This window comes from Pseudomonas sp. GW821-FHT09H03, assembly GCF_059415945.1.
Genome location: NZ_JBWKOF010000009.1, coordinates 1 through 10,686 on the forward strand (window position 1 = coordinate 1; position 10,686 = coordinate 10,686).

10 protein-coding genes and 4 tRNA genes are annotated in these 10,686 nt (G+C 55.9%); all 14 read left to right on the top strand.

The annotated features are described in order from the left end of the window. The first annotated feature begins 169 nt into the window (after positions 1–169). The 14 genes from birA (at position 170) to rpoB (ending at position 10,627) form a co-directional block, all read left to right on the top strand. Positions 170–1,129 carry a bifunctional biotin--[acetyl-CoA-carboxylase] ligase/biotin operon repressor BirA gene (gene birA / locus AC07OG_RS14260; RefSeq protein ID WP_495067332.1) on the top strand — a complete coding sequence of 320 codons (960 nt, stop codon included), beginning with the start codon at positions 170–172 and terminating at the stop codon, positions 1,127–1,129. Further along, positions 1,119–1,868, top strand: a complete 750-nt coding sequence (locus tag AC07OG_RS14265; RefSeq protein ID WP_060541901.1) for a pantothenate kinase — start codon at positions 1,119–1,121, stop codon at positions 1,866–1,868. Before birA ends, AC07OG_RS14265 begins: the two co-directional genes overlap by 11 nt. Before the next feature lie 7 nt (positions 1,869–1,875). Then, entirely contained in the window at positions 1,876–2,316 is a 441-nt protein-coding gene (locus AC07OG_RS14270) for a hypothetical protein (protein ID WP_060541900.1), read from the top strand. A gap of 142 nt (positions 2,317–2,458) precedes the next feature. Further along, positions 2,459–2,543: transfer RNA gene (locus AC07OG_RS14275), tRNA-Tyr, on the top strand. 23 nt (positions 2,544–2,566) lie between these two features. After that, positions 2,567–2,640 (top strand) — tRNA-Gly (locus AC07OG_RS14280). A 26-nt stretch (positions 2,641–2,666) separates the two neighbouring features. Next, positions 2,667–2,742: transfer RNA gene (locus tag AC07OG_RS14285), tRNA-Thr, on the top strand. Between the two features lie 171 nt (positions 2,743–2,913). Beyond that, positions 2,914–2,989: transfer RNA gene (locus tag AC07OG_RS14290), tRNA-Trp, on the top strand. 45 nt (positions 2,990–3,034) lie between these two features. Further along, positions 3,035–3,403, top strand: a complete 369-nt coding sequence (gene secE / locus AC07OG_RS14295) for a preprotein translocase subunit SecE (RefSeq protein WP_060541899.1) — start codon at positions 3,035–3,037, stop codon at positions 3,401–3,403. Positions 3,404–3,412: 9 nt separating this feature from the next. Then, positions 3,413–3,946: a transcription termination/antitermination protein NusG gene (nusG, locus tag AC07OG_RS14300; RefSeq protein ID WP_007984405.1), complete on the top strand. Its 534-nt coding sequence runs from the start codon at positions 3,413–3,415 to the stop codon at positions 3,944–3,946. A 117-nt stretch (positions 3,947–4,063) separates the two neighbouring features. Beyond that, positions 4,064–4,495: a 50S ribosomal protein L11 gene (gene rplK / locus AC07OG_RS14305; RefSeq protein ID WP_003176435.1), complete on the top strand. Its 432-nt coding sequence runs from the start codon at positions 4,064–4,066 to the stop codon at positions 4,493–4,495. Then, the gene (gene rplA, locus AC07OG_RS14310; protein WP_042561348.1) at positions 4,495–5,190 is read left to right on the top strand and encodes a 50S ribosomal protein L1; all 696 of its coding nucleotides are present in this window, start codon (positions 4,495–4,497) and stop codon (positions 5,188–5,190) included. The genes rplK and rplA overlap by 1 nt, the downstream gene beginning before the upstream one ends. Positions 5,191–5,388: 198 nt before the next feature. Then, positions 5,389–5,889 (top strand): 50S ribosomal protein L10, encoded by a 501-nt coding sequence (rplJ, locus tag AC07OG_RS14315; protein WP_060541898.1) that lies wholly within the window; start codon positions 5,389–5,391, stop codon positions 5,887–5,889. A gap of 78 nt (positions 5,890–5,967) precedes the next feature. Continuing rightward, entirely contained in the window at positions 5,968–6,333 is a 366-nt protein-coding gene (rplL, locus tag AC07OG_RS14320; RefSeq protein WP_060541897.1) for a 50S ribosomal protein L7/L12, read from the top strand. Between the two features lie 220 nt (positions 6,334–6,553). Next, positions 6,554–10,627: a DNA-directed RNA polymerase subunit beta gene (gene rpoB / locus AC07OG_RS14325; protein WP_007984407.1), complete on the top strand. Its 4,074-nt coding sequence runs from the start codon at positions 6,554–6,556 to the stop codon at positions 10,625–10,627. Positions 10,628–10,686 lie beyond the last annotated feature (59 nt).

A 10,686-nucleotide genomic window follows, 5' to 3' on the forward strand; every position in this document is an offset into this window, starting at 1 on the left:
TTTCCCCATGTGAGAGTAGGTCATCGTCAAGATTAAATTCCGAAACCCCTATCTGCGTATGCAGGTAGGGGTTTTGTATTTGGCCGCGAGAAAGTTTGCTTGTCGGGATTTCTATGCAATGGCTCGGTGCGTGGCTATTATGCGGGCCTCATTGTGAGGCGAGAGTTGCATGCTGACGTTGTTAGAGCTTCTTAAAGATGGCCGATTCCATTCGGGCCAGGCCCTGGGCGCAGCCTTGGGTGTCAGTCGCAGTGCTGTGTGGAAGCAGCTTCAGCATCTGGAGGCCGAATTGGGTTTGTCTATTCATAAGGTCCGCGGGCGCGGCTATCAGTTGGCCACGCCGTTGGCGCTGCTTGATCCTGCGGCAATAAATGCGCGAGCGCCTTCCTGCGTCTGGCCTGTCCTGACTTTCGACTCAATTGACTCTACCAATGCCCAGGCGCTGCGGGCCATCGAGCAAGGGCGGGCCGCGCCGTTTCTGGTGCTGGCTGAGCGGCAGACTGCGGGTCGCGGTCGACGCGGTCGAAAATGGGTAAGTCCTTTCGCGGAGAACGTCTATTACAGCCTTGTCCTGCGTATCGATGGTGGTATGCGTCAACTGGAAGGCCTGAGTCTTGTGGTTGGGCTCGCCGCACTGCAGACCTTGCGTGACCTGGGTATCGCGGGAGCTGGATTGAAGTGGCCTAACGACGTCCTGGTGGGGCGGAAAAAGATCGCCGGCATACTCCTGGAGCTAGTGGGGGATCCTGCTGACGTGTGTCACGTTGTTCTCGGTATCGGGATAAATGTGAATATGCAGGCAACCGATGAGGTTGATCAGCAGTGGACGTCCATGCGGCTTGAGTCCGGCAAGGTGTTTGATCGCAATGTCCTGGTCGCCGCATTGGGGGTTACGCTTGAGAAGTACCTTGCTCGACATCAGGCCGGTGGCTTTTCAGCTATCCAGGCGGAGTGGGAGCAAAATCATCTGTGGCAAGGGCGAGACGTGTCTTTGATTGCGGGTGCCAACCAAATAGATGGCAAGGTACTGGGTATCGATAGCCAGGGTGCTTTGCGCCTGCAGGTGGGTGGTGTGGAGAAAGTTTTCAGTGGTGGCGAGCTGAGCCTGAGGTTGCGTGATGATTCTTGAGCTCGACTGCGGAAATAGTTTCATCAAGTGGCGTGTGCTCGCTACCAATGCCCGTCAGGTGTTAGGCGAGGGCGTGGTTGATTCGGATCTGGCTCTACTGGAGGGCGTAAGGGCTATCAGTGGGCTAGCCCTTGCCTTCTGCCGCCTGGTTAGTGTCAGGACCGCCGATGAGACCAGTGCGTTGACGAGTCTGTTGGCTGAGGCGTTCGGAGTATCTGCGGTGTGCGCGACACCGGCCCGCGAGATGTCGGGTGTCCGTAATGGCTATGAAGAATTCGAGCGGCTGGGCCTTGATCGCTGGCTGGCAATGCTCGGCGGTTTTCACCTGGCTGGGGGCGCTTCTCTTGTGCTCGACTTCGGTACGGCTGTTACTGCTGATTTCGTTGCGGCGGATGGAGTGCATCTCGGTGGTTTCATATGCCCGGGCATGCCATTGATGCGCAATCAGCTGCGCACTCATACGCGGAAAATCCGTTATGGCGATCTGGCAGCCGAACAGGCCCTGGAGAGTCTGGTTCCCGGTCGTACCACTGTTGAGGCTGTCGAGCGTGGCTGCCTGTTGATGCTGCGCGGTTTCGTGCTAACCCAGCTTGAACTTGCCCACAGCTATTGGGGTGAGGATTTCAGCGTATTCCTCACCGGTGGGGATGCAGACCTCGTTTCCGAGATCGTGCCTCGTGCCAAGGTGGTGCCGGACCTGGTGTTTGTCGGTTTGGCTATGGCCTGTCCCTTGTCCTGAGGTTTCTATGCGTTGGTTGTTTCTGCTGCTGCTTGTTCTCAACGGGTTCTATTACATCTGGAATCAACAGGAGGCCCCTCTGCGCGCCAAGGATGTGACGTCTTTGAGCTTGTATAAAGGGTCTCAGCAGGATATTCGCCTGTTGAGTGAGGCGGCTGATACATCCAGGGAAAAAACCAAGCCTGTGTTGCCTGACGCAAGCTGCCTTTATCTGGGGGGCTATGTTCGTCTGGATGCGGCGCAAGCCGTTGAGCGGCGGTTGAGCGGGATGGAAGTCAAGTTCCAGTCGCTACCTCGGAGTGGGGCTGAAACGGCCGGTTATTGGGTGCGAATCGCCCCCGAAAGCAGGCGCTGGCTGGATGAGCTGCAGCTGCAAAACCTTTCCAAAGAATTCAATGAGTTAAAACATAAAATAATGCCTTGCGAGGGGGTTGCGCCCTTCGAATAGTTTGCATAGAATGGCGCCCGCTCCACAGCGAACACCGGAAACGGTAAGCGGTGTGAAGCGGGTCAACGCAGCTAACCTCAAGTTTTTATTGAGAAAAGTGCTTGACAGAAGGCTGGCATGATGTAGAATGCCGGCTCGCTTAGGAGGGGTTCCCGAGCGGCCAAAGGGATCAGACTGTAAATCTGACGTCTACGACTTCGAAGGTTCGAATCCTTCCCCCTCCACCATTTTAGCGAGAGCTGCAAGCCTCGCGGGTATAGTTTAGTGGTAGAACCTCAGCCTTCCAAGCTGATGATGCGGGTTCGATTCCCGCTACCCGCTCCAAGTTTGCAGGTTTTGCACAGTGTTACGCTCTTGTAGCTCAGTTGGTAGAGCACACCCTTGGTAAGGGTGAGGTCAGCGGTTCAAATCCGCTCAAGAGCTCCATATAACAAGGCAGATATGAAAATATCTGCCTTTGTTTTAATGGCCTGGGATGTTCTTCGTTGTTCGTGGGGTGATCTGAGTCCCTGGTTCTGGCGGAGTGCTCAAGGTCATTGAGTAAGTGGTTGTAAAGTCTTTTTCAGGTCTGCATAATGGTCGGCCTGATTTTGTTTTAGGTCAGTAGCTCAATTGGCAGAGCGACGGTCTCCAAAACCGTAGGTTGGGGGTTCGATTCCCTCCTGACCTGCCAGATTCACTCGGTGTGTCTGGCTTTCTTTTCACAGGATCTTCATAGATGACTCCTAAAGCTGAAGCTCAAGGTTCTCGCTTCGATCTGCTCAAGTGGCTAGTAGTAGTTGCTTTGGTGGCTGTTGGCGTTGTTGGCAATCAGTACTTCTCTGCTTCGCCGATTCTGTACCGTGTGCTCGCTTTGCTCGTGATTGCTGCTGTAGCTGCCTTTGTAGGCCTGCAGACAGTGAAGGGCAAGTCTTTCTTTGTTCTTGTAAAGGAAGCGCGCACCGAGATTCGTAAAGTCGTTTGGCCAACTCGCCAAGAAACCACGCAGACCACGTTGATCGTTGTGGCTGTTGTTCTGGTTATGGCGTTGCTGTTGTGGGGGCTTGATTCCCTGCTCGGCTGGCTTGTTTCCTTGATTGTCGGCTAAGGGTGTCCCGTGGCTAAGCGTTGGTATGTTGTGCATGCTTACTCCGGTTACGAGAAGCATGTAATGCGCTCGCTCATCGAGCGCGTAAAGCTGGCTGGCATGGAAGATGGCTTCGGCGAGATTCTGGTCCCCACTGAAGAAGTGGTTGAGATGCGCAATGGCCAGAAGCGCAAAAGCGAACGCAAATTCTTCCCTGGCTACGTGCTGGTGCAGATGGATATGAACGAGGGTACTTGGCACTTGGTCAAGGACACGCCTCGGGTGATGGGTTTCATCGGCGGTACCGCTGACAAGCCTGCGCCAATCACCGATAAAGAAGCAGAAGCGATTCTGCGTCGCGTTGCTGATGGTAGCGACAAGCCGAAGCCGAAGACGTTGTTCGAGCCGGGTGAGTCGGTGCGTGTCAATGACGGTCCGTTCGCTGACTTTACCGGTGTTGTTGAAGAAGTTAACTACGAAAAGAGCCGCATCCAGGTGGCTGTGCTCATTTTCGGTCGCTCTACTCCGGTAGAGCTAGAGTTCAGCCAGGTCGAAAAGGTCTAGCTGAGCAAAAATCCCAACCCCGCAGCCATAGGCTGTGGGGTTTTGTCGTCACTGGGATAAACGCGCAAGTAACCGGGGAGCCTTTCGAGGCGTTTGAACCCGTAATTGGAGTGCCTCATGGCCAAGAAGATTACCGCTTACATCAAGCTGCAAGTGAAGGCCGCTCAGGCTAACCCAAGCCCACCTGTTGGTCCTGCTCTGGGTCAACACGGCGTGAACATCATGGAATTCTGCAAGGCTTTCAACGCCCGTACCCAGGGTCTTGAGCCAGGTCTGCCGACTCCAGTGATCATCACTGTCTACAGCGACCGTAGCTTCACTTTCGAAACCAAATCCACCCCTGCTTCGGTTCTGCTGAAGAAGGCGGCCGGTCTGACCAGCGGTTCCGCTCGTCCGAACACCGTTAAGGTTGGCACCGTGACTCGTGCTCAGCTGGAAGAAATCGCGAAAACCAAAAACGCGGATCTGACTGCAGCTGATATGGATGCAGCCGTGCGTACCATCGCCGGTTCTGCTCGTAGCATGGGCCTTAACGTGGAGGGTGTGTAATGGCTAAGCTGACCAAGCGTCAAAAGGCTATCGCCGGCAAAATCGAAGCAGGCAAGGCCTACAACATTGTAGACGCCGCTGCCCTGCTGGCTGAGCTGTCGACTGTCAAGTTCAGCGAGTCGTTCGACGTAGCTGTAAACCTGGGTGTTGACCCGCGTAAATCCGACCAGGTCGTTCGTAGCGCTACTGTGCTGCCTCACGGCACTGGCAAGACCGTTCGCGTTGCTGTGTTCACCCAGGGTCCAGCTGCTGAGGCCGCTCTGGCTGCCGGCGCTGACCGTGTAGGCATGGACGACCTGGCTGCCGAAATGAAAGGCGGCGACCTGAACTATGACGTAGTTATCGCATCCCCGGATGCAATGCGCGTTGTAGGTCAGTTGGGTCAGATCCTCGGTCCACGTGGTCTGATGCCTAACCCTAAAGTTGGTACCGTGACTCCAGACGTAGCTACCGCGGTTAAAAACGCCAAGGCTGGTCAGGTTCGTTATCGCACCGACAAAAACGGCATCATCCACACTTCCGTTGGCAAGATGGGCTTCGACGCCGTCAAGCTGAAGGAAAACGTTGAAGCCCTGATCGCTGATCTGAAGCGTATCAAGCCAGCTTCCTCGAAAGGCATTTACGTCAAGCGCGTTACCCTGAGCACCACTATGGGCCCAGGTCTGATCATCGATCAAAGCTCGCTCGACGCGTAAGACACAGGTTGGCGCAAGCGATTGCGCCAATTGAAAAATTGGGGTCCCTGCCTGGCGGGGGCTATCCAAGACCGTAGGCGGCGCAAGTCTTAAACCACAAGCCTACGCAGATGGTGCTCCCGGTTCCTTACCGAATCAGACACCAAAACGACATCCGGCTCCGGCCAGATGAAACGGTAACAAGCAGGAGTTAAACCCGTGGCAATTAATCTCGAAGACAAGAAGGCCATCGTCGCTGAAGTCAACGAGGCTGCCAAAGTCGCTCTGTCCGCTGTCGTGGCTGATGCCCGTGGTGTGACAGTAGGCGCAATGACCGGACTCCGTAAAGAGGCTCGTGAAGCTGGCGTATACGTACGTGTTGTACGTAACACCCTGCTCAAGCGCGCTGTTGCTGACACTGAATACAGTGTCCTCAACGACGTGTTCACCGGCCCGACTCTGATCGCGTTCTCCAAGGATCATCCAGGCGCTGCTGCCCGTTTGTTCAAAGAGTTCGCCAAGAGTCAGGACAAGTTCGAGATCAAGGCAGCTGCGTTCGAGGGCAAGTTCCTCGCAGCTAACCAAATCGACGTACTGGCAACACTGCCGACCCGCGACGAAGCCATTTCGCAGCTGATGAGCGTGATTCAAGGCGCTACCAGCAAGCTGGCTCGTACTCTGGCTGCAGTTCGCGAGCAAAAAGAAGCTGCCGCAGCCTAAGGCTGAGCACTTTCTCTCGCGTATTTTTGTTTATTTCGATGGCCGCGTAGGCCGTCCCCCAATTCAGGAAATACAGTAATGTCTATCTCCCAAGAAGATATCCTCAACGCCGTAGCTGAAATGTCGGTTCTGCAGGTTGTTGAGCTGATCAAAGCTTTCGAAGAAAAATTCGGCGTTTCCGCTGCTGCTGCTTCGGCTGGTCCAGCTGTTGCTGCTGCCGTTGCTGAAGAGCAAACCGAATTCAACGTCATGCTGACCGAAGCTGGCGAGAAGAAAGTAAACGTGATCAAGGCAGTACGTGAACTGACCGGTCTGGGCCTGAAAGAAGCCAAGGCTGTAGTTGACGGCGCTCCTGCCATGGTTCTGGAAGCTGTTGCCAAAGACGCAGCTGACAAAGCCAAAGCAGCTCTGGAAGAAGCAGGCGCTAAAGTCGAGCTGAAGTAAGCATCGACTTTGCGTTTCCAGCCCGAGCGTTAAGCGACAGGCTGATGGCTGGTGGCTCTTGCCACCGGCCTTTTTCCGTTATTGGCAGCCGACTGGGTCGGTGCCGGTAACGAGCTGTAACCACCCGATGCGGTGGCGCAAACCATGGGGTTTGCACGATTTTCTGGCTGCTCCCGTCGGGAGGGGCCAAACAAGCAGGTGACCAAGCTGGGGAACGCTGATGGCTTACTCATATACTGAGAAAAAACGTATCCGCAAGGACTTTAGCAAGTTGCCGGACGTCATGGATGTGCCGTACCTCCTGGCCATCCAGCTGGATTCGTATCGTGAATTCTTGCAAGCGGGAGCGACTAAAGATCAGTTCCGCGACGTGGGCCTGCATGCGGCCTTCAAATCCGTTTTCCCGATCATCAGCTACTCCGGCAATGCTGCGCTGGAGTACGTCGGTTATCGCCTGGGCGAACCGGCATTTGATGTCAAAGAATGCGTATTGCGCGGTGTAACTTACGCCGTACCTTTGCGGGTAAAAGTGCGCCTGATCATTTTCGACAAAGAATCGTCGAACAAAGCGATCAAGGACATCAAAGAGCAAGAAGTCTACATGGGCGAAATCCCACTGATGACTGAAAACGGTACCTTCGTAATCAACGGTACCGAGCGTGTAATCGTTTCCCAGCTGCACCGTTCCCCGGGCGTGTTCTTCGACCACGACCGTGGCAAGACGCACAGCTCCGGTAAACTGCTGTACTCCGCGCGCATCATTCCTTACCGCGGTTCGTGGCTGGACTTCGAGTTCGACCCGAAAGACTGCGTGTTCGTGCGTATCGACCGTCGTCGCAAGCTGCCTGCATCGGTACTGCTGCGTGCGCTCGGCTATACCACTGAAGAAGTGCTGGACGCGTTCTACACCACCAACGTATTCCACGTGAAGGGCGAGACCCTGAGCCTGGAGCTGGTGCCTCAGCGCCTGCGCGGTGAAATCGCTGTCCTCGATATCCAGGATGACAAAGGCAAGGTTATTGTCGAGCAGGGTCGTCGTATCACCGCTCGCCACATCAACCAGCTGGAAAAGGCCGGGATCAAAGAGCTGGATGTGCCTCTGGACTACGTCCTGGGTCGCACAACCGCCAAGGTCATCGTGCACCCGGCAACCGGCGAAATCCTGGCAGAGTGCAACACCGAGCTGAACACCGAGATCCTGGCCAAAATCGCCAAGGCTCAAGTTGTTCGCATCGAAACTCTGTACACCAACGATATCGACTGCGGTCCGTTCGTCTCCGACACATTGAAGATCGATTCCACCAGCAACCAATTGGAAGCGCTGGTCGAGATCTATCGCATGATGCGTCCAGGCGAGCCGCCAACCAAAGACGCTGCCGAGACCCTGTTCAACAACCTGTTCTTCAGCCCTGAGCGCTATGACCTGTCTGCGGTCGGCCGGATGAAGTTCAACCGTCGTATCGGTCGTACCGAGATCGAAGGTTCGGGCGTGCTGTGCAAGGAAGACATCGTCGCGGTACTGAAGACTCTGGTCGACATCCGTAACGGTAAAGGCATCGTCGATGACATCGACCACCTGGGTAACCGTCGTGTTCGCTGCGTAGGCGAAATGGCCGAGAACCAGTTCCGCGTTGGCCTGGTACGTGTTGAGCGTGCGGTCAAAGAGCGTCTGTCGATGGCTGAAAGCGAAGGCCTGATGCCGCAAGACCTGATCAACGCCAAGCCAGTGGCTGCAGCGGTGAAAGAGTTCTTCGGTTCCAGCCAGCTGTCCCAGTTCATGGACCAGAACAACCCGCTGTCCGAGATCACCCACAAGCGTCGTGTCTCTGCACTCGGCCCTGGCGGTCTGACTCGTGAGCGCGCCGGCTTTGAAGTTCGTGACGTACACCCGACTCACTACGGTCGTGTTTGCCCGATCGAAACGCCGGAAGGTCCGAACATCGGTCTGATCAACTCCCTGGCGGCTTATGCGCGCACCAACCAGTACGGCTTCCTCGAGAGCCCGTACCGTGTGGTGAAAGACGCTCTGGTCACCGACGAGATCGTATTCCTGTCTGCCATCGAAGAAGCTGATCACGTGATCGCTCAGGCTTCGGCCACGATGAACGACAAGAAAGTCCTGATCGACGAGCTGGTAGCTGTTCGTCACTTGAACGAATTCACCGTCAAGGCGCCGGAAGACGTCACCTTGATGGACGTCTCGCCGAAGCAGGTAGTTTCGGTCGCAGCGTCGCTGATTCCGTTCCTCGAGCACGACGACGCCAACCGTGCGTTGATGGGTTCGAACATGCAGCGTCAAGCTGTACCAACCCTGCGCGCTGACAAGCCGCTGGTAGGTACCGGCATGGAGCGTAACGTAGCCCGTGACTCCGGCGTTTGCGTCGTGGCTCGTCGTGGCGGCGTGATCGACTCTGTCGACGCCAGCCGTATTGTGGTTCGTGTTGCTGATGACGAAGTTGAAACCGGTGAAGCCGGTGTCGACATCTACAACCTGACCAAATACACCCGCTCCAACCAGAACACCTGCATCAACCAGCGTCCGCTGGTGCGTAAAGGTGATCGGGTCCAGCGTAGCGACATCATGGCCGACGGCCCGTCCACCGACATGGGTGAACTGGCGCTGGGTCAGAACATGCGCATCGCCTTCATGGCATGGAACGGCTTCAACTTCGAAGACTCCATCTGCCTGTCGGAACGCGTTGTTCAAGAAGACCGTTTCACCACGATCCACATCCAGGAACTGACCTGTGTGGCCCGTGACACCAAGCTTGGCCCAGAGGAAATCACTGCGGACATCCCGAACGTGGGTGAAGCTGCACTGAACAAGCTGGACGAAGCCGGTATCGTTTATGTAGGTGCTGAAGTAGGCGCAGGCGACATCCTGGTTGGTAAGGTCACTCCGAAAGGCGAGACCCAACTGACTCCGGAAGAAAAACTGCTGCGTGCGATCTTCGGTGAGAAAGCCAGCGACGTTAAAGATACTTCCCTGCGCGTACCTACCGGTACCAAGGGTACTGTCATCGACGTACAGGTCTTCACCCGCGACGGCGTTGAGCGTGATGCTCGTGCACTGTCGATCGAGAAGTCCCAGCTGGACGAGATCCGCAAGGACCTCAACGAAGAGTTCCGTATCGTTGAAGGTGCTACTTTCGAACGTCTGCGTTCCGCTCTGGTCGGCCACAAAGCCGAAGGCGGCGCCGGTCTGAAGAAAGGCCAGGACATCACCGACGAAGTACTCGACGGTCTTGAGCACGGCCAGTGGTTCAAACTGCGCATGGCTGAAGACGCTCTGAACGAGCAGCTCGAGAAGGCCCAGGCCTACATCGTTGATCGCCGCCGTCTGCTGGACGACAAGTTCGAAGACAAGAAGCGCAAACTGCAGCAGGGCGATGACCTGGCTCCAGGCGTGCTGAAAATCGTCAAGGTATACCTGGCAATCCGTCGTCGCATCCAGCCGGGCGACAAGATGGCCGGTCGTCACGGTAACAAAGGTGTGGTCTCCGTGATCATGCCGGTTGAAGACATGCCGCACGATGCCAATGGCACCCCGGTCGACGTCGTCCTCAACCCGTTGGGCGTACCTTCGCGTATGAACGTCGGTCAGATCCTTGAAACCCACCTGGGCCTCGCGGCCAAGGGCCTGGGCGAGAAGATCAACCGCATGGTTGAAGAGCAGCGTAAAGTTGCCGAGCTGCGTAAATTCCTGCACGAGATCTATAACGAGATCGGCGGTCGTCAGGAAAGCCTCGATGACTTCTCCGACCAGGAAATCCTGGATCTGGCTCAAAACCTGCGTGGCGGCGTTCCAATGGCCACTCCAGTGTTCGACGGTGCCAAGGAAAGCGAAATCAAGGCCATGCTGAAACTGGCAGACCTGCCAGAAAGCGGCCAGATGCAGCTGACCGACGGCCGTACCGGCAACAAGTTCGAGCGCCCGGTTACCGTTGGCTACATGTACATGCTGAAGCTGAACCACTTGGTAGACGACAAGATGCACGCTCGTTCTACCGGTTCGTACAGCCTGGTTACCCAGCAGCCGCTGGGTGGTAAGGCGCAGTTCGGTGGTCAGCGTTTCGGGGAGATGGAGGTCTGGGCACTGGAAGCATACGGTGCCGCTTACACTCTGCAAGAAATGCTCACAGTGAAGTCGGACGATGTGAACGGCCGTACCAAGATGTACAAAAACATCGTGGATGGCGATCACCGTATGGAGCCGGGCATGCCCGAGTCCTTCAACGTGTTGATCAAGGAAATTCGTTCCCTCGGCATCGATATCGATCTGGAAACCGAATAACACGTGACGCGAATCGAGAGCGGGGCAGGATTGCCCGCTCTCTGCTCCGCCAGGAGGAA

Coding starts and splice junctions, on each gene's coding strand:
- birA (WP_495067332.1), top strand. CDS start 170: ATGCTGACGTTGTTAGAGCTTCTTAAAGATGGCCGATTCCATTCGGGC.
- AC07OG_RS14265 (WP_060541901.1), top strand. CDS start 1,119: ATGATTCTTGAGCTCGACTGCGGAAATAGTTTCATCAAGTGGCGTGTG.
- AC07OG_RS14270 (WP_060541900.1), top strand. CDS start 1,876: ATGCGTTGGTTGTTTCTGCTGCTGCTTGTTCTCAACGGGTTCTATTAC.
- secE (WP_060541899.1), top strand. CDS start 3,035: ATGACTCCTAAAGCTGAAGCTCAAGGTTCTCGCTTCGATCTGCTCAAG.
- rplK (WP_003176435.1), top strand. CDS start 4,064: ATGGCCAAGAAGATTACCGCTTACATCAAGCTGCAAGTGAAGGCCGCT.
- rplA (WP_042561348.1), top strand. CDS start 4,495: ATGGCTAAGCTGACCAAGCGTCAAAAGGCTATCGCCGGCAAAATCGAA.
- rplL (WP_060541897.1), top strand. CDS start 5,968: ATGTCTATCTCCCAAGAAGATATCCTCAACGCCGTAGCTGAAATGTCG.
- rpoB (WP_007984407.1), top strand. CDS start 6,554: ATGGCTTACTCATATACTGAGAAAAAACGTATCCGCAAGGACTTTAGC.